Annotated in this window: 15 protein-coding genes; 8 read left to right on the plus strand and 7 right to left on the minus strand. The window is 73.0% G+C overall.

What is annotated here, in order from left to right:
* Positions 1–155 precede the first annotated feature (155 nt).
* Positions 156–1,496, plus strand: coding sequence for an NAD(P)-binding domain-containing protein (locus LZ495_RS20760; protein ID WP_235054011.1), 1,341 nt, complete (start codon positions 156–158; stop codon positions 1,494–1,496).
* Between the two features lie 28 nt (positions 1,497–1,524).
* On the opposite strand, the gene LZ495_RS20765 is transcribed toward LZ495_RS20760, so the two are convergent.
* Positions 1,525–2,418 carry an SDR family oxidoreductase gene (locus tag LZ495_RS20765; protein WP_235054012.1) on the minus strand — a complete coding sequence of 298 codons (894 nt, stop codon included), beginning with the start codon at positions 2,416–2,418 and terminating at the stop codon, positions 1,525–1,527.
* A gap of 210 nt (positions 2,419–2,628) precedes the next feature.
* Here LZ495_RS20765 and LZ495_RS20770 point away from each other — a divergent pair, with 210 nt between their 5' ends.
* The 4 genes from LZ495_RS20770 (at position 2,629) to LZ495_RS20785 (ending at position 5,087) form a co-directional block, all read left to right on the plus strand.
* Positions 2,629–3,282 (plus strand): TetR/AcrR family transcriptional regulator, encoded by a 654-nt coding sequence (locus LZ495_RS20770; RefSeq protein ID WP_235054013.1) that lies wholly within the window; start codon positions 2,629–2,631, stop codon positions 3,280–3,282.
* Positions 3,283–3,433: 151 nt separating this feature from the next.
* On the plus strand, positions 3,434–3,631 hold the full coding sequence (locus LZ495_RS20775; protein WP_235054014.1) for a hypothetical protein: 198 nt from the start codon (positions 3,434–3,436) through the stop codon (positions 3,629–3,631).
* A gap of 168 nt (positions 3,632–3,799) precedes the next feature.
* A complete protein-coding gene (locus tag LZ495_RS20780; RefSeq protein WP_235054015.1) occupies positions 3,800–4,369 on the plus strand; it encodes an SRPBCC family protein in 570 nt (189 codons plus the stop codon).
* Between the two features lie 121 nt (positions 4,370–4,490).
* On the plus strand, positions 4,491–5,087 hold the full coding sequence (locus LZ495_RS20785) for a hypothetical protein (RefSeq protein WP_235054016.1): 597 nt from the start codon (positions 4,491–4,493) through the stop codon (positions 5,085–5,087).
* A 34-nt stretch (positions 5,088–5,121) separates the two neighbouring features.
* On the opposite strand, the gene LZ495_RS20790 is transcribed toward LZ495_RS20785, so the two are convergent.
* Both LZ495_RS20790 and LZ495_RS20795 read right to left on the minus strand, forming a co-directional pair.
* A complete protein-coding gene (locus LZ495_RS20790) occupies positions 5,122–6,897 on the minus strand; it encodes a bifunctional 3'-5' exonuclease/DNA polymerase (protein WP_308268485.1) in 1,776 nt (591 codons plus the stop codon).
* A gap of 238 nt (positions 6,898–7,135) precedes the next feature.
* Positions 7,136–8,056, minus strand: coding sequence for a hypothetical protein (locus tag LZ495_RS20795; protein ID WP_235054019.1), 921 nt, complete (start codon positions 8,054–8,056; stop codon positions 7,136–7,138).
* Positions 8,057–8,265: 209 nt separating this feature from the next.
* Between LZ495_RS20795 and LZ495_RS20800 the strand changes: the two genes are divergently transcribed.
* On the plus strand, positions 8,266–9,666 hold the full coding sequence (locus LZ495_RS20800; protein ID WP_235054021.1) for a metallophosphoesterase: 1,401 nt from the start codon (positions 8,266–8,268) through the stop codon (positions 9,664–9,666).
* Between the two features lie 69 nt (positions 9,667–9,735).
* Positions 9,736–10,116: an MmcQ/YjbR family DNA-binding protein gene (locus LZ495_RS20805; RefSeq protein ID WP_235054023.1), complete on the plus strand. Its 381-nt coding sequence runs from the start codon at positions 9,736–9,738 to the stop codon at positions 10,114–10,116.
* Here LZ495_RS20805 and LZ495_RS20810 read toward each other — a convergent pair.
* From LZ495_RS20810 to LZ495_RS20825, 4 genes are all read right to left on the minus strand, one after another.
* Positions 10,079–11,086, minus strand: coding sequence for an oxidoreductase (locus tag LZ495_RS20810; RefSeq protein ID WP_235054024.1), 1,008 nt, complete (start codon positions 11,084–11,086; stop codon positions 10,079–10,081). The two genes, LZ495_RS20805 and LZ495_RS20810, sit on opposite strands and share 38 nt — an antisense overlap.
* A 158-nt stretch (positions 11,087–11,244) precedes the next feature.
* Entirely contained in the window at positions 11,245–12,027 is a 783-nt protein-coding gene (locus tag LZ495_RS20815) for an alpha/beta fold hydrolase (protein WP_235054026.1), read from the minus strand.
* Positions 12,028–12,145: 118 nt separating this feature from the next.
* A complete protein-coding gene (locus LZ495_RS20820) occupies positions 12,146–14,425 on the minus strand; it encodes a HelD family protein (protein WP_235054028.1) in 2,280 nt (759 codons plus the stop codon).
* 173 nt (positions 14,426–14,598) lie between these two features.
* On the minus strand, positions 14,599–16,137 hold the full coding sequence (locus tag LZ495_RS20825; protein ID WP_235054029.1) for an ArnT family glycosyltransferase: 1,539 nt from the start codon (positions 16,135–16,137) through the stop codon (positions 14,599–14,601).
* 365 nt (positions 16,138–16,502) lie between these two features.
* Between LZ495_RS20825 and LZ495_RS20830 the strand changes: the two genes are divergently transcribed.
* The gene (locus LZ495_RS20830; protein WP_235054031.1) at positions 16,503–17,642 is read left to right on the plus strand and encodes an epoxide hydrolase family protein; all 1,140 of its coding nucleotides are present in this window, start codon (positions 16,503–16,505) and stop codon (positions 17,640–17,642) included.
* Positions 17,643–17,676: the final 34 nt, after the last annotated feature.

Here is a 17,676-nt window from a genome sequence, read left to right on the forward strand (position 1 = left end):
CGCTCCATGCCGTTGCAACCTCGGGCACCCGCGCCTAACCTGCGCTGACGCAGAGTCAGATACGCCCGTCTGCCCGGCGGCGCAGCTCTGCTCGGCTCGGATCAGCTCGGCCCGGATCAGCTCGGATCAGCTCGGCAAACGGAAAGGCGTGCCCCATGCCTCAGGTCGCGGTCGTCGGCGTCGGGATGATCGGTTCGGGCGTGGCCCGGGCCCTGATCAAGGCCGGGTACGAGGTCGCCGTGCACGACGTGCGGCCCGAAGCCACCGCGGCGTTCGGCACCGCGGCCACCGTCGCCCCGACCCCGGCGTCCGCTGCCGCAGGCGCCGAGGCGCTGATCGTGGCCGTCTTCGACGACGCACAGGCCCGTGCCGCGCTGACCGGCCCCGACGGGGCGTTCGCCGCGCTGCCGACGGGCGCTGTGGTCCTCGTGCTCAGCACCGTGGCGGTCCCCACCCTCGCGGAACTCGCCGAGGACGCCGCGAAATACGGCGTCCACGTCGTCGACTGCGGCGTCACCGGCGGCCCGATGGCAGCCCTCGACGGCCGCCTCGTCTCGATGGTCGGCGGCACCGCGGAAGCAGTCGAGCGGGTACGCCCCGTCGTGGCCGCGTTCAGCTCGAAGGTCGTGCACATGGGCGGCCCGGGCACCGGCATGCAGGCGAAGCTGATTCGCAATCACATGCAGTACGGCATATGGGCGGTGGCCGCCGAAGCGGCCGGCGTCGCGGAGGCGGCGGGCATCGACGTCAGTCTCCTCAAGGAGATCGTCACCGCGGGCGACGAGCTGACCGGCGGCCCCACCGCGCTGATGGGTGTGCGGCCCGCCGACCCGGAACTGATGCGGGGCGCCGCCGCGATGGCCCGCAAGGACCTGCGCGCCTCGATCGCGCTGGCCGACGAAGTGGGCGCCGACGTGCCCATCGCGCGCCTGGCCGAGCCGGGCTACCACCGCGTCTTCGGCGTCGCCGACGCCTTGCCGGAGCCGACCGAGCCCGCGCCCGAGCCCGAACCCGCGCCCGAGTCTGAACCCACGACCGGCGCGGCCGGCCGGCACGACGAGGCAGCAGACGAAGCCGCCGAACTGCGCGCCCGCGGCCTGGCCATGATGTCCGCGGTCTACAGCCTGCCGATGAGCCTCGACGGTGCCAGTGGACCGTACGTCGACCTCACCGTCGACCACCTCTTCGGGAAGATCTGGACGCGCCCCGGACTCGACATCCGGCAGCGCCGCCTGCTCACCATCGGCGTGCTGGCCGCGCTCGGCAAGGACGAACTGATGGAGCTTCAGTTCAGCAGCGCCCTGGAACGCGGCGAACTCACCGGCGACCAGCTGCGCGAGGTGGTCGTGCACCTCGCGCACTACGTGGGCTGGCCGCTGACCGCGGGGCTCGGCGGGCTGGCCGAAAAGGTCGCCCGCAAGCACGAGCAAGCCGCGTCCGAGGCAGCCCGCACCCCCGGCGACACCTCAGGAGCTCCGGGCACCGCGAAGAGCTGAGCCCGCGGGGCCGGCGGCCGCCGCCGCGTCACGACGCGGGTTCCGCGGCCGCCGCCCCCGCTTCGCCGACCGGTGCCGCGACCGCCTTCTCCGCTGCCCGGCTGGTGCCCTCCCACGCCGCCCACGTCTCCATGCGCTTGCGCGAGACGTCGAACGCCAGGTCGTACACCATGCTGCCGAGCAGCAGGCGCAGCGGCGGCTCGTCGCTGTCCACCAGCTTCAGCAGCGCCTCGGCGGCCAGCCGCGGCTCGCTGTCCACCGAGCCTTCCGCCCACATCTTCTCCAGCTCGGCGCGCAGCGGGGCGTATGCCTCGAGCGGTGTCGCCGCCTTCATCGCCGTGTAGAGGTCGGTCCAGTAGCCGCCCGGCTGGACGATGCTGACCTTGACCCCGAACTGCGCCGCCTCCATGGCCAGCGCCTCGCTCATGCCCTCCAGCGCGAACTTGCTCGCCGCGTACAGGCCGGAGAGCGGGAAGCCGGCCAGGCCGCCGATGCTCGATATCTGCACGATGTGGCCGGAGCCCTGGGCACGCAGGTACGGCATGACCGCCTGGCCTACCCACAGCGCGCCGAAGAAGTTGGTCTCCATCTGCGCGCGGGCCTCGGCCTCGGTGAACTCCTCGACCATGCCCATCGACAGCGTGCCCGCGTTGTTGACCACGACGTCGAGCCGGCCGAAGTGCGCCACAGCGGCCTCGACCGCCCGGGACACCGCCTCGCGGTCCGTCACGTCCAGGGTCAGCGGCAGGACGCGGCCCGGGTGGGCGGCGGCCAGCTCGTCCAGCGCGGCCGTGCTGCGCGCCGCCGCGGCGACCCGGTCGCCGGCGCCCAGCGCCGCCTCGGCGAACGCCCGGCCGAGACCGCGGCTGGCCCCGGTGATGAACCAGGTGCGGGGAGTGCGGCCGGCAGCGGTGGTCGTCATGGGGACTCCTTCGGTGTGCACGGTGCTGGTGGTGTCGGTAGTGCCGGTACTGCTCGCAGGCCCCGTGGAGGCGCCGGCTTCCGGGATGTTCATGCGGACCCGATTCTCTAGACGAGACGTTGCGTCTTGCTTGCGGACTTCACTCTGCCGTGCCGATCCCCCGATGTCAAGACGCAACGTCTCGTCTAGTTTTTCGCTAGCATCGACGGCATGACCACGAAGACGCCCAACGCCGCCCGCCGCAGCGAGGCCTCCCGCCGCGCGATCCTCACCGCGGCCTTCGAGCTGGCCGGCGAGATCGGCTACGCGAAGCTGACCATCGAGGCCATCGCGGCCCGGGCCGGCGTCGGGAAGCAGACGATCTACCGCTGGTGGCCGTCCAAGGGCGCGGTGCTCTTCGACGCGTTCCTCATGCTCAGCGAAGGGCAGCTGCCCGCCGGTGTCGGGGACGGCGGCGAAGCCGAAGGCGAGGCCGCGGTCGGCGACACCGCAGCCGCACTGCCCGACACCGGCGACCTCGAAGCCGACCTCAAGGCGGTCCTGCGGGCCACCGTCGCGGAGTTGGCCGACCCGCGGTACGACCTCCCGCTCCGCGGCCTGACCAGCGAGATCATGCACGACGCCGACCTCGCCGCGCTCTACGCCGAGCGCCTCCACGAGCCGGTCCAGGAAATGAAGCGCACCCGGCTGCGCGCCGCCCGGGCGGCCGGGCAGCTCGACCCCGATGTGGACCTCGACGTCGCGGTCGAACTCATGTGGGGACCGGTGCTCAGCCGCTGGCTCATGCGTACCGCGCCGCTCACCGAGGAGTTCGCCGACAGCGTCGTCGAAGCCGCACTGCGCGGACTCGCCCCGAAGGCCTGATCCGCACCGCCGCGGGGCGGTCGGCCCACTCCTGAAAGCCTCCTGACCTGCTGATATCACGCTGCGTATCGCTTCGACAGGCGGAACGTGACGGCCGGTGCCACAGTGAAAGGGAGTCCAGCCCCATGGACTTCCCAAGGAGGAACACACCATGGCCAAGAACAAGGCCAAGCCGCACCTGCAGAACAAGAGCGCGCTGTTCACCGACGCCGCGGACCGCGGCCAGGAGGCCCGAGCGCAGGAGACGGACACGCTCGTCGCCGAGAACAACGAGGCGCAGCAGAACCGCCGTGCGAAGGGTCGCAAGCAGTCGCGCGGCAGTGACGGCCCCGGCCGCCGCCGCAGCTGAGCGACGGATCCCCGAGGCCCCGCCCACCGCACACCGCGGTGGCCGGGGCCTCGGCATGTCCGGGACCGGCCCCCCGGGGCGGCCGGACCACCCGGCACGTTCGCGCTCCGCGGCTGCGGGTAGGCCCTGAAGTGCGGGGGTCTGCTCGCACCGAACGAGGGTTGCGCCATGACCAGGCACGAAAGGGCCGTCGAGGTCGCAGCGTCGCAGGACGACGTTTTCCGCCTCCTGGCCGATCGGCACCGCATGCACACGTACTTCCCGATGATCACGGCCGTCCGGGACCACGGGCCCGACTCGGTCACCATCACCACCGCGGACCGCGACGGGGTCAGCCGGGAGTCCCTCCTCCGCCTGTTCGCAGACGGCGACGAGATGCATATCGCCTGGGAATTGGACGACCCGCGGATCCGCGGCGAGATCGTGGTCGCGCCCGGACCGGACCTCGAGGGCTGGAACCACTGCATCGTCAGCGCGATCGTCGACGACGAGCACTGGCCCGGAATCCCTGCCAGTGCCGAAGCGCGCACGGGCTACCTCCGCGCTCCCGGAGTCTTCGGCGGTACGCCGGGCCGCGAGGGCATGGCCCTCGGCCGGGCCGGCAGCGGCGGCGGCATGGCCGGCCCGACGACCCTGGTCGACCCGGTCACCGGCGACGTCATCGTCCCCGGCGAAGCCCTCGAACGCGGCCTCGCACAACTACGCGACCACCTCTCCGCCCTCGCCCACCGCACCTGATCAGGGGCAGCCCTGAAATCACCAGGTCCGGGCAACCGGTCTGCATCCCTGGCCCGTCGTCCCAAGGACGGAACGACGGGCCAGGAATCCGGGGGGAACGATGCGGGCAAGGAAGCGTGCCATGGCGGCCGCAGGTGTCGCGGGGGCGGTGATCGCAGCCGTGCTGCCGGCGACCGCGGCCGCGACGGCGAACACGAGCGGCACCGCGCATGCGGGGGAGGCAGGTAGGCGCCCGGCCAGTGTGACCGTCGAACGCGGCCACGCGCTCGGCTGCCAGGGGAGCAGCGCGGGCGTCGAGGTCGCGGTCGAGCTCTACGAGAACTCGGAATTCGGCACGCACGCAAGCGTGTTCGTGCAGTCCCCGGACGGCGCCTACCGCGGCGGGTACGGCCCGGGCGACACCGGGATCTTCCGGCACGGCCGGATCGCGGCAGCCGTCGCGCTGGAGCCGATGGGCGAACCGGGCGGCGCGGAGCCGGGTGCGACAGCGGCCCCACACTCCGCCGAAGCGGTCGTCACCGGGACCTATGTGCGCAGCGGACGGCCGACGCCCGTGCACGAAGTCATCGAGGACGCCGGGCAGACCATCGTCATCGACGGTCTGAACACGGCCCTGCGCACCGCCGCGACGGTCGCCGTCCTCGGCCGGACCATCCCGCTGACCTGCGACACGGCCTTCGCCTTCGACCTGCTCGTACGCAAGTACCCGATGCCGTAAGCCGAACGGCGGGTCGCCGCGCCGGCAGCCTGCGCTACTTGGCCTCGGCGTACGCGTCCACCACGACCGGGACCATCGGCAGGCGCACGGGAGTGTCGCCGAAGACCAGCCGCGTTGCCTCGTCCGCCGACGCCGTGATCGCTGCGACCACGGCTTCGGCGGCGTCGCGCGGCGCGTGCACGATGATCTCGTCGTGCTGGAAGAACACCAAGTGCGGCCGCCCTGAAGCGCTTTCCTCCAGCGCGGTCAGGCGTCGGCGCAGCATCGCGAGCAGCACCAGCGCCCAGTCGGACGCACTCGACTGGATCACGAAGTTGCGGGTGAAGCGGCCGCGGGCGCGCGTCGAGCGCCCGACTGCATCGCCTTCCCCGTCCCGGCCGCCGTCGCGCGCCGCGGCCCAGTCCCGCACCCCGTCCGGCTCGGCGGCCTGGTCCTGCCGGCCCTGCTCGGCCCGGTCCATCCACTCCGCCGACGGCGGCGGACACGGCCGGCCCAGCACCGACCGTACGATGCCGCCCTCTTCGCCGGTCCGCGCGGCCGCCTCGACATAGCCCATGGCCGCCGGATACTGCCGCCGCAAGGTGGCCAGCAGCGGCCCGATGTCACCGCTGGTCTGGCCGTACATCGCGCCCAGCAGACCCAACTTGGCCTTGTCGCGCTCGCCGCGGAACGCGGCCGCGGCCAGTGCCTCGTACAGGTCGCCGCCGGCCGCGGTACGCGCCAAACCGGCGTCCCGCGACAGCGCGGCCAGCACCCGGGGTTCGAGCTGCGCCGCATCCGCGACGACCAGGCACCAGCCGGGGTCGGCGACCACCGCGCCGCGCAGGATCCGCGGAATCTGCAGCGCCCCGCCCCCGCGGCCGGCCCAACGCCCCGAGACGACACCGCCCACCACGTACTCGGGGCGGAATCGGCCGCCGCGCACCCACGCGTCCTGCCAGGCCCAGCCGTGCGCGGCGTGCAGGCGCGAGAGTTCCTTGTAGCGGATCAGGATCTCGGCCGCCGGATGGTCGATCTCGCGGACCACCCACGAACGCGTCGAGGTCAGCCGCAGCCCGGCTTCGCCGAACGCCTTGATGACCTGGGTGTGCGAATCCGGATTGAACGGCCGGGCGCCGAGCGCCTCCTGCAGCCGGACCGTCAGCTCGGCCAGGCGCTGCGGTATGGCACCGGGGATCTGCGGCCGCGGGCCGAGGAGTTCGGTCAGCAGCGCGTTGTGCACGTCGACCCGCCAGGGCAGCCCGTCGTACGCCATCTCCGCGGCCACCAGGCCACCGGCCGACTCGGCCGCGACGAGCAGCTTGAAGCGGTTCCGCTGCCCGGCATCGGCGATCGCCGCGATCCGCCGCACCTGGTCGGCGTGCACCGCCACCACGGCGGTCAGCGCGTCCACGCCCGGGGGAAGCTGGAGCCGGTCCGGGGCGAAGAGGCTCTCCTGGTCGCCGCTGTCCGCGGAGGCCGGCAGATCCTCGGGAACCGGAAGCCCCTTGAGGCGCGCCCAAGCCGCCCCCAGCGAACGCGGCGCACCGAACCACCCCTCGTGGGCGCACAGCAGCGCCTCCACGAGAGCCAGGTCATGGCAGCGGCCCACGCGCACCGGCAGCAGCGGCGCGTACGCACTGTCCGCCGACGCCCACACCCACCGAGGGGCGGCGGCCCCCGCAGCCCCCTCGATCTCCGCGACCGCCTCGGCGAGGACCCGTACCTGCCGGGCCGCCCCCGCCGGACTGCCGTCCTCGTTCAAGGGCTGGATACGACCCCCCGGCCCGTGCGCATCCGCAACCAGCGCCGCCCGCGGGGGAGCCGGCACAGGAGCAGAAGCCGCCTCACCGTCGGCGCGCCCGGACACAACGGACACGGCCACGCCTCCCTTCCCGGATCCGGATGTCGGCCATGGCCCGGACGACCGCAGCCGCCCGCTGACCAGGACCCCCGACCCTAACGCCACGATGGGCCGCTGCTGCGCATGCCACGAGGGCGACGCGGCAGCCCCGCGTGCGGCAGCGGCGACGCGGGGGAGCCGGGCGGCCTCGTGGTGCGGCGCCTGATCAGGCGGTGGGATGCTGCGCGTCGGTCCCCGTCTGCGGGGTGGCCTGGTGCGGGATTGCGGCGCCCGCGGGGTCGGCGGTGAGTGCCTTGTCCTCGGTGCTTGCAGCCTCGTCCAGGGTGGGGTCGTCGGCTTCGGCTTCTGCTCGGGCCTGGGTGAGGCGCTCGGTCATTGCCGTCGTGCGGGCGCGGAGGGCCGCGGCCCGGGCGTAGGCGTCCTCGGTGAGCGGCGGGGCGGGTGTGACCGGGACGCCGTGTGCCCGGGCGGTGGCGACCAGGCTCGCTGCCACCTCGGGCCGCTGGGCGAGCAGTGCGGTCGCGAACAGGCTGGCCTGCATCGTCTTCTGACGGCCCAGCAGTCCCTTGTAGGTGATCTCGCAGGCCACCTCGACGGTGTCCAGGCGGCGTTCCGCGGCCTGCTCCAGCGACGCCAGTACGACCGTCGCGGCCGCCTCGACCGCCTTGCCGACCACCCACTTGCGGCCCGGGATCGGCGGCAGCACGTCGCGGACCCGGTCGATCTCCGCGTCCAGTCCTTCGTTCGTCATCACCGCGAACGCGTCGTGCAGACGCAGCCCGGTGACCTTCTCCCACGGCACGTCCTCGCCGTCGAAGCCCACCTCCTCGGGGCCGAACCGCACCGCGCCGAGCCCGTCCAGCGCGCGCAGCAGCTTGGCGGTCGCGGCCGGGACCCGCGGATGGCGGCAGATCAGCACACCGAGCGAGTACTCCCAGACCTCGGTCGCAGGGGAGTCCGGGACGTCCAGCGCCCCCAGCGCGCTGCGTGCCCAGTCGCCGGAGGCGAGGCCTTCGCGTCCGGCCTCGACACGGCGGCCCACGGCGCTGCGCCCCGCGGCGGCCGCCGAACCGACCGCACCTCCGACCGCGCCGCCGATGCCGCGTACCCGATCCCCGATGCCCATGCTGCGGTGCCTTTCCGTCCTTGTGCTGCTGCGGCTGCCGCGACCCTTCCGAACCCGCCGAGTGCACCGCAGTCCCCGTGTACCGACCGCGTGCCACCCTAATCCGCTGGTCCCGGAGCCGCTGCGCGAGCTCCCGCAGGGCCGCACGTAGGCTGAGGCTGCCGGACCGGCGGGGTCGCCGGTCCGCCGAACGATGCGGGGAGTTGCGCGTGCGGGTCGTGCTCGTGGTGGTGGGGATCGTCGCCGTGCTCGGCGTGCTGAGCGCCGTGCACTGGTACGTGTGGCGCCGCATGGTCCGCGACACCACCCGCCCGGGCGGCGCGGCCCGCCGGATCGGGACCGCCGCGGTCGTGGCGCTGCCGCTGCTCTCCGTCGGTGCGATGGTGTCGGTACGGGCCGAAGCCCCCTTCGCACTGCAGCAGATCCTGGCCTGGCCCGGCTACCTGTGGCTGGCCACGCTCCTCTACCTGGTCCTCGCCCTGATCATCGGCGAAGCGGTCCGGCCGATCCTCGGCCGGGTCCTGGCCCGCCGCGGCCCCGCCGCACTCCGCGACCGCACGGCACCGCAGCAGGCGGACCCGGCGGCGGAGCCGGAACGCGCAGCGGAGCACGCGGCGGAATCCGCACGGGAACCCGCCGAAGCCGTCACCGTCGGCGCGGATGGCCGCCCGATCGAGGCGCCTCCCGGCGGCGTGCGCGACGGCCGCTCGGGAGCCGGCCGCGAAACGGCGCCGAGTCCGGCGTCCGACCTCGGGGGATCAGGCGATGCCGCCCCGGAACCGGCCCTCTCGCGACGCCTGTTCGTCGCCCGTACGGTCGCGGTCGGCGCCGCCGCGGTGGCCGCCGGAACCGTCGGGTACGGCACGTACGGCGTGCTGCGCGGCCCGACCACCAAGCGGGTGACCGTCCCGCTGGCCAAGCTGCCGCGCAGCGCCCACGGGTTCCGCATCGCGGTGGTCAGCGACATCCACCTCAGCCCGGTCCTCGGCCGCGCCCACGCGCAGCGGGTCGTCGACGCGGTCAACCGCACGAACGCGGACCTGGTCACCATCGTCGGCGACATGGTGGACGGCAGCGTGGAGAACCTCGGCTCCGCCGCCGAACCGCTGCGCGGACTGCAGTCCCGGTACGGGACGTTCTTCGTCACCGGCAACCACGAGTACTTCTCCGGCGCGGCTCCCTGGGTCGAGCACGTCCGCCAACTGGGCATGCACCCGCTGGAGAACGCCCGCGTGGAGATGCCGGGCTTCGACCTCGCCGGCGTCAACGACTTCGCCGGCGAGGACGAAGGCCAAGGCCCCGACTTCGTCCGCGCGCTCGGCGACCGGGACCGCTCGCGCACGTCGGTGCTGCTCGCCCACCAGCCGGTCGCGATCCACGACGCCGTGAAGTTCGGCGTCGACCTGCAGCTCTCCGGACACACCCACGGCGGCCAGCTGTGGCCGGGCAACTTCATCGCCGAGCTGGACAACCCGACCGTCGCCGGGCTGGAACGTTACGGCGACACGCAGTTGTACGTGACGCGCGGCGCAGGAGCCTGGGGGCCGCCGGTACGCGTCGGCGCGCCGTCCGACATCACCGTGGTGCAGCTGGCTTCGCCGGCGGCCTGAGGCGCGCCCGGGCCCCGGGCCCGGCCGTTCGAGTGATCATGTGTCGGCGTGCCTCGGCATACTGGCGGGATGACACCCGACGAGCTCAAGGACGCGTGTCTCGCGTTCAACGGCGCGACCGAGGAGTTCCCGTTCCCGCGGCACCCCGAGGTGTCCGTGTTCAAAGTGGGCGGCAAGATCTTCGCGCTCAGCCAGTTGACCGACAAGCCGCTCACCGTGAGCCTCAAGTGCGAACCGGAACTCGCGCTGCGGCTCCGCGCCAAGTACCCGGCGATCGTGGGCGGCTACCACCTGAACAAGCGGCATTGGAACACCGTCACCCTCGACGGCACGGTCGCGGACGACCTGGTCCGGGACATGATCGAGGACTCGTACGACCTGATCGTGGCCGCGCTCCCGAAGATGGAGCGCCTCAAGCTCGACTGGCCCGGTGACCGCCCCGCGCCTTGAACCCGCTCGGCGCGACCACCAGGTCGGCGCCCGCGGCCAGCAGCCGCTCGGCGGTCTGCCGGCCGCCGTCGGTCGGCGGCGGTCCGCAGCGGCCGTGCACCGGGTTGCCGATCAGCATGCCCGGCCAGGCTCTGCGGATGCCCCGGAAGACCGTGTCGCCCGGATCGACGAACACCACGTGCAGGTAGGCGAGTTCGAATCCGGAAAGAGCTTCGGTCAAGGCCGCGTAGATGTCCGCGGTGTCGCCCTCCTCGATGCCGTTCACCCCCGCGCCCGGCGCGATCCGCACCCCCACCCGCTCGGCGCCGATCTCGGCCGCGACCGCCGCCACTACCTCTGTTGTGAAGCGGATGCGTCCGGCCGCGCTGCCGCCGTACGCATCGGTGCGCCGGTTCGTGTTCCCGGCGAGGAACTGGTGCAGCAGATAGCCGTCCCCGGCGTGCACCTCGACACCGGCGAACCCCGCGTCGACGGCCTTTCGGGCGGCGGCCGCGAAGTCGGCGACCGTCTCCTCGATGTCCGCGACCGTCATCTCGCGCGGGACGACCGCGTCCTGGGTGCCTTTCGGGGTGAACATGCTGCCGGGCAGCGCGATAGGCGACGGGGCCAGCGGCGTGCGGCAGCTGGTGTCGGGGTGGCCGACCCGGCCGCCGTGCCGGATCAGCGCGAACATCCGGCCGCCCGCGGCACGGACCGCGTCGGTGACCCGGCGCCAGCCCGCCACGTGCGCGCCGTTGTACAGCGCCGCGCTGTTCGGGTACGCCTTGCCGACCAGGCTCGGAGTCGACGCCTCGGCGATGATCAGGCCCGCCGACGCACGCTGCGCGTAGTAGGCCGCCGCGGCCGGCTCCGGGACTCCCGCGGCGTCCGCGCACCTGCGCGTCATCGGGGCCGCCACCACGCGGTTCGGCAGGTGCAGGGAGCCGAGCCGGGCCGGCGTGGACATTGCCCTGGCGGCGTCCGTGGTCATGTCGTGCTCCCTGTCGCTGGTGCGTGCGGTGCCGGCCTTGCCGACAGGGAGGACATTGCCGAGGGCTGCTTCGGGCCGGCTGACGGTCCGCTGACGAGCTCCGCGCAGTGCCTGGGCCGTCCCCGATCGAGGACGCTTCCTGCCGCGTCCGTACCGGCTCAGGACTGTTCGAGGAAGTCCGCGACCAGCGGCGACGCGATGTCCTGGAACTCCTCGAAGTAGCCGTGCCGGGCGCCCTCGATCATGTGCAGCACGGCACCCGGGATGCGCCCCGCGATCAGCGGCGCGTTCGCGGCCGGGTTGAACAGGTCGTCGGTGCCGTGCACGACGAGCGTCGGGGCCTGGATCGACGGCAGGGCGTCCCACGCGTCGTGCTTGGCGCTGGCCCGCAGATGCCACCGCCGGGCGTACGCGGGCATGTCCCGGTCGCCGAGCGTGAAGTACGGCCCGGGGGTACGGGCCAGCCACTCCGGCGTGTACATCAGGTCGAGCAGCGCGCGGCGCAGCGCGGCCGGTTCGGTCACGGCCAGCGACCTGCGGACCTCGGCACTGCGCTCGACCCCCGAGCGGCCGCCCGGCGAGGTGCAGCCGAGCACCAGCCGGTCGACGCGCTCCGGCCGGTCCGCGGCCAGCCACTGGGCGATGCGGCCGCCCATCGAGGTGCCGTACACGTGCGCCCGGTCGATACCGGCCGCGTCGAGCACCGCGGCGACGTCGGAGGCGAAGCGCCGGGTGCTGTAGACGTCGGCGTCCGGGCAGTCGCTCTTCCCGGTGCCGAGGTGGTCGAGCACGATCGTGGTGAACCGCGCGGCGAAGTCGTCGCGTACGCGGTCCCACCAGTGCAGCGAGTTCGACTGGCCGCTGAGCAGGACCAGCGGGCGGCCGCTGCCGTGTATCTCGTAGTGGACGGCGAAGCCGTCCGATGTCCGGGCGAAAGGCACAGGCCAGCCTAACCGGCGGCGGTCCGGCGGCCCTGCGGCCCGTTGGCCTGCCGAGCCGCCCGGCCGCCGCACCGCGGAGCTCCGGTACGTCCGCTCCGCGGTGCCTCCCGCACCACGTCTACCGGGCCGCGAGCCCCTCGCCGTCGAGGCCGGCCGGCAGTGGCCGGTCGTACACGATGCCGAGCTGCTGCGTGGGGCGCGTGAGGGCGACGTACAGGTCGTTCGGCCCGAAGTCGGCGGGCTCGACGATCACGACCGTGTCGAACTCCAGGCCCTTGGCCTGCCGCGGTTCGAGCAGCACCACCGGGCGGGTCAGGTCCGGCACACCGCCCGCTCCCACGCCCGTCCCCGGGTCCGCGGCGTCGTCCAGATGCCCGGCGGCGACCAGCGCCGCGCGCACGGCCGGGCCGTGTTCGCGCGGTGCGATCACCGCGAGGCGTCCCTCGGGGCCGAGTTCGCGGGTGACCGCCTCCGCGGCCGCCTTCGCCAGGTCGCCCGCGTGCTGCGCCCACGGGTGCACACCCGTGGAGCGGACCGACTGCGGCGGCTCGAACCCGCCGCCGGACGCCTCCAGCACCCTGGCCGCGAGTGCCATGATCTCGGCCGGCGTCCGGTAGTTGACGCCCAACCGCACGTGCTCCCAGCGGTCTTCCATGTGCGGCGCCAGGATCTTCTCCCACGAGCCGCAGCCGCCCGGTTCGGACGTCTGCGCCGGGTCGCCGACCAGCGTCATCGACCGGGTCGGGCTGCGCCGCATCAGGAGCCGCCACACCATGGCCGAGAGCTCCTGCGCCTCGTCGACGATGATGTGCCCGAAGGCCCAGGTCCGGTCGGCCGCGGCGCGTTCCGCGGCAGTGCGGTGGTCGGCCTCCTCGTGGCGCTCCGCGAGGCGCTCCGCGTCGACCAGGTCGTGCGCGGACAGCACCTCGGAGTCCTCGTCCTCGCGGTCCTCGAACTCCTGGGTGCGCGAGCCGTAGGTCATGTCCAGCACGCCCTGCGCGTACGCGATGCGCCGCAGCCGGTCGGCCTCGGCCGCGGCCCGCGCGGCACTGTCGTCCACGCCGAGCAGTTCGGCGGCCTCGTCGAGCAGCGCGACGTCCGCCGGGGTCCACGCGCCGCCGGAGCGGCGGATCAGGGCGGCATCGGCGTCGTCGATGTGGACCGGGTCGGTCAGATAGTCGGCGAGCAGCTCCTCGGGGGTGAGCACCGGCCACAACTCGGCGATCGCCGCGTGTACTTCGGAGCTGGCCGCGACGGCCATGGTCAGCTGCGCCACGTCGGCGGCGCCGAGGAGGTTCGGGCCGCCGTAGGGGTCCGCACCGATCCGGTCGACCAGTTGCGCGGCCAGGCCGTCGACCACCTGAGCGGCGAAGTACGGGCGGGCCAGGTTGTGCGGGAGCAGTGAGCCGCGCGCGGCGTGCCGGGCGTCCGAGGCGATGTCGGCGTCCAGGTACAGCTCGCCGTCGTCGTGCGCGATCACCAGCGCGGGATCCGGCAGGCGCTGCTGGTCGCGGACGAACTCGGCCAGGGCGTCGGCCATTTCGGCGCGGCCCTTGATCTCGGCGGCGGCCGGCGTGTCGACGCCGGTCGCGGTCACGCCGGGGAAGAGCTCGCCGGGGGTGGCGAACAGCACGCCGGTCTCGCCCAGCGCGGGCAGCACGTCGCCGATGTAGCGCAGGAACGTCGGGTTGGGGCCCACCACCAGCACCGCACGCCGGGCGAGGTGCTCGCGGTACGCGTACAGCAGGTACGCGGCGCGGTGCAGCGCCACGACGGTCTTGCCGGTGCCGGGCCCGCCCTCGACCACCAGCAGGCCTTGGTGCGGTGCCCGGATGATGCGGTCCTGGTCGGCCTGGATGGTCTGCACGATGTCGTGCATGCGGCCGGTGCGCGCGGAGTCGAGGGCGGCGAGCAGCACTTCGTCGGCGTCCGCGCTCTCGTGGCCGGTGCGCAGCGGGTCGCTGAGGTCGAGGATCTCGTCGTGCAGCGCGGTCACGACGAGGCCCTCGGAGGTGATGTGCCGGCGGCGGCGCAGGCCCATCGGGGTGTGGCCGGTGGCGAGGTAGAAGGGCCGGGCGACGTCCGCGCGCCAGTCGAGCACCAGGGGAGTGTGCTCGGCGTCGTCGCGGCGGATGCCGATGCGTCCGATGTGGTGGTCGCGGCCGTCCCGGAAGACCAGCCGCCCGAAGCACAGGCCGTGCTCGCCCGCGTCGAAGGCGGCCAGCAGCGCGGACTGCTCGCCGACCAGCACCTCCCGCTCGACGCGCGCCTGGTGCCCGGTGCCGGACGGGCCCAGTGCCTTCTCGACGGCCGCGGTCGCCTCCGCGCGCAGTTCTTCGAGACGCGCGTGCAGCACGTCGACGAATTCCTGTTCGCGTCGCAGTTCCTCGTTTGACAATTCGACTCCCGGCCGGATAGCATGCGTTTATCGAGTTCTTCTGTCCGCTCTTTTGGAGCGTGGCACAGAAAGCTCCAATATACGCAAGGAAATACCCCGGACTCAAGTCGTCCGGGGTATTTCCTTTTCCGGCACCGGCACCGGCACCTGGTCCGGTGCCGACCGGCCGCCGGTCAGTAGTAGCGGCGCAGGTCCGGCCACAAGGCCGACCACGGCCGCGACGTCCCGTCGCAGACCAGCACCTCGGCGTCCTGCTCCTCGTTGTCCAGGTCCTTGCCGTTGTCCACCCGCGCGGCCGGGCGGCAGCCGGTGAAGAAGCGGTCCTGCCCGGTGGCCCCCGCGATGTGCACGACGAGCACCGGCCCGTTCGCGGAGTCCGGCGGCGGTCCCCAGTCGGCGAAGCTCATGTGCCCCGAGTAGGCCTTCGGGAGCCCGCGTTCCGGCCCGTAATACCGCAGTGCGCCGGCCTCGCCGTAGTTCCCCGCGAAAATCACGGTACGCGGCCGCTGTTCGGCGGGAATCCCGGCCCAGGCGGCCGCCACCGCGTCCGCCAATTCCGGCCACCCCACCTGTTCGCCCTGTTCCTGGTTCACCGCCATCGGGACGTCCAGTGCGTCGGCGGGCAGCACGGGCAGCGTGACGACCGCGTTGATCACCGCGGACAACGCCAGCGCGGCGGCCACCAGCACCCCGCGGGCGCTGCGCCGACTGCTGCGCATCCAGCGCAACACCGGGTCGCAGCCGGCCGCGGTCAGGACCAGCAGCGGAGGCAGGGCGTAGTACGACTTGCCGCCCATGGCCACGACCGCGACGCACACCACCGGGTAGGCCACCGCGAGCGCCCGCGCCCAGCGCACCTGCGGGTCCCGGAAAAGCCGGACCAGCCCGGCGATCCAGACGGGCACGAAGAACGGGGACAGGAAGAGGAGTTGCTGCGGGACGAACATGGCGCGGTTCTCTGCGCCGTCGTCCTCGGCGATGCCTTCGGCGACGGTCAGCTGCGGCCAGCCGTGGTCGATCTGCCACAGCACGTTGGGCAGCGCGAACAGCGCGGCGATCAGTACGCCGACCGGCATCAGGCGGCTGCGCAGCACCGAGCGCGGCCCGACCAGCAAGACGCCGGCCAGCAGCGCCGCGACCAGCAGGACGACCAGGTGCTTGTTGAACGCGCCGATGCCGATCGCCGCGCCCAGGACCGGCCACCAGCGGCCGTCCCCGGTGCGCAGCAGCCGCAGCGCGACCCAGCAGATCGCCAGCCACGCCAGCAGATCGAACGTCGAGGTCGACACCATGTGCCCGGACGCCAGCACGAAGCCGGACGTCGCGGCAAAGGCGGTGGCCAGCACCTGGCCCGGCGTACCGCTGCCGAGTTCGCGCGCGGCCAGCGCGACGAGGAACAGCGCCGCGACGGCCGCCAGGATCGCCACCACCCGCAGACCGACCGGCGAGGACCCGAACAGTTCGGTCGACGCCCGTGCCAGCAGCGGTGTCAGGGGCGGCTGGTCCACGTAGCCCCACGCGGGATGGTCACCGGCCGCCATGAAGTACAGCTCGTCGCGGTGGAAGCCGTAGCGGCCGGACAGGCCGCTCTGCACTGCGGCGAAGACGACCGCGATGGCGGCGACCGGCTTGAGGGCGAACGCCGGCAGGGCGGGCTCCGGGACATCGGCGTCCCCGGCATCGTCCGCTGTCTGGCTCTGGTTCGAACTCACGTGTCCCCCTGGGGAGTCGGCCGGGACGGAGCGAGGAACCAGGATGCCGCGTCCCCGGGGTCTGCGGAACGGGACGGCGTCATCACCGAGAGCCCGCCTGCCCCTTACACCCCGCATTCCGTGCGAAACGGTTGCGAGGCGGCGGAGCGGCGACAAGGCTGGAGGCGTTCCCCGGTCGGCGCGGGGCAGCGTTCGCCGGCAAGACGCGCGCGGCACGCAACTCGCATGCGCCCCCGCGCGTAGTACTGCCGAACGCGTCGCCGATTCCGTCCGCACCGAACTCGGCGCCTTCCGCGACGCCGGTCACGCATCGCACACGCAAAGCACACTGCCACGAGCAACTGCCACGAGCACTGGAGCCCGGCATGACCTCCGACATCACGCCGTACCGCCTCGACGTCCCCCAGCAGCAACTGGACGACCTCCGCGAGCGCCTGGCCCGCACCCGCTGGCCGGTCCAACTCCCCGAGACCGACTGGTCGCGCGGCGTCCCCGCCGACTACTTGCAGGGCTTGGCCGACTACTGGGCGAACGGGTACGACTGGCGCAAACACGAGGCGCGGCTCAACAGCCACCCGCAGTTCACCACCGTGATCGACGGCCAGGAGATCCACTTCCTGCACGTGCGGTCACCGCACGAGGACGCTCTGCCGCTGCTCCTCGCACACGGCTGGCCGGGCTCCGTGGTCGAGTTCATCGACATGATCGAGCCGCTCGCCAATCCGGCCGACCCCGCGGACGCCTTCCACCTGGTCATCCCGTCACACCCCAACTTCGGCTTCACCGGCCCCGCGACCAGCCCCGGCTGGGACAGCACCCGCATCGCCGCCGCCTACGCCGAGCTGATGAAGCGGCTCGGCTACACCCGGTACGGCGCGCAGGGCGGCGACTTCGGCGCCTTCATCGCCCCGGACCTCGGCCGTGCGGCCCCCGAGCAGGTCGTCGGCGTCCACGTGAACGCCGCCACGGCCGGCTTCATCCCGTGGGGCGAGGTCGACGAGGAGACCAAGGCAGGCCTGAACGAGCGCGAACTCCGCTCCCTCGAAGGCCTCAACGCCTTCATGGCCGACGGCAACGGCTACTTCCAGATCCAGGCCACGAAGCCCAACACCATCGGATTCGGCCTCGCCGACTCGCCTGCCGGGCAACTCGCCTGGATCATCGAGAAGTTCAAGGACTGGACGCACGGCGACGGACTGCCCGAGGACGCCATCGACCGCGACCTCATCCTCACCAACGTGATGCTGTACTGGCTCTACAACACCGGCGCCTCCTCGGCGCACATGTACTACGACAGCATGCACTCGGGGAACTGGCCGACCCCGTCCGCGACTCCGACCGCGGTGGCGCACTTCGCCGAGGATGTCGCGATCCGGAAGTACGCCGAAGAGCTCAACAACATCGTGCGCTGGACGGACTTCGACCAGGGCGGCCACTTCGCCGCGCTGGAGGTCCCCGAGTTGCTGGTCCAGGACGTACGCGCGTTCTTCCGCACGGTCCGCTGAGCCGTCCGGCCGGGTCCTGCCGCACCGCGCGCGG

Source organism: Yinghuangia soli (genome assembly GCF_021502675.1).
Classification (GTDB): Bacteria; Actinomycetota; Actinomycetes; order Streptomycetales; family Streptomycetaceae; genus Yinghuangia; species Yinghuangia soli.

What these genes read in the sequence shown, in the direction of transcription:
- LZ495_RS20760 (WP_235054011.1), top strand. Translation starts at nt 156, where the DNA reads ATGCCTCAGGTCGCGGTCGTCGGCGTCGGGATGATCGGTTCGGGCGTG.
- LZ495_RS20765 (WP_235054012.1), bottom strand. Translation starts at nt 2,418, where the DNA reads ATGACGACCACCGCTGCCGGCCGCACTCCCCGCACCTGGTTCATCACC.
- LZ495_RS20770 (WP_235054013.1), top strand. Translation starts at nt 2,629, where the DNA reads ATGACCACGAAGACGCCCAACGCCGCCCGCCGCAGCGAGGCCTCCCGC.
- LZ495_RS20775 (WP_235054014.1), top strand. Translation starts at nt 3,434, where the DNA reads ATGGCCAAGAACAAGGCCAAGCCGCACCTGCAGAACAAGAGCGCGCTG.
- LZ495_RS20780 (WP_235054015.1), top strand. Translation starts at nt 3,800, where the DNA reads ATGACCAGGCACGAAAGGGCCGTCGAGGTCGCAGCGTCGCAGGACGAC.
- LZ495_RS20785 (WP_235054016.1), top strand. Translation starts at nt 4,491, where the DNA reads ATGGCGGCCGCAGGTGTCGCGGGGGCGGTGATCGCAGCCGTGCTGCCG.
- LZ495_RS20795 (WP_235054019.1), bottom strand. Translation starts at nt 8,056, where the DNA reads ATGGGCATCGGGGATCGGGTACGCGGCATCGGCGGCGCGGTCGGAGGT.
- LZ495_RS20805 (WP_235054023.1), top strand. Translation starts at nt 9,736, where the DNA reads ATGACACCCGACGAGCTCAAGGACGCGTGTCTCGCGTTCAACGGCGCG.
- LZ495_RS20810 (WP_235054024.1), bottom strand. Translation starts at nt 11,086, where the DNA reads ATGACCACGGACGCCGCCAGGGCAATGTCCACGCCGGCCCGGCTCGGC.
- LZ495_RS20830 (WP_235054031.1), top strand. Translation starts at nt 16,503, where the DNA reads ATGACCTCCGACATCACGCCGTACCGCCTCGACGTCCCCCAGCAGCAA.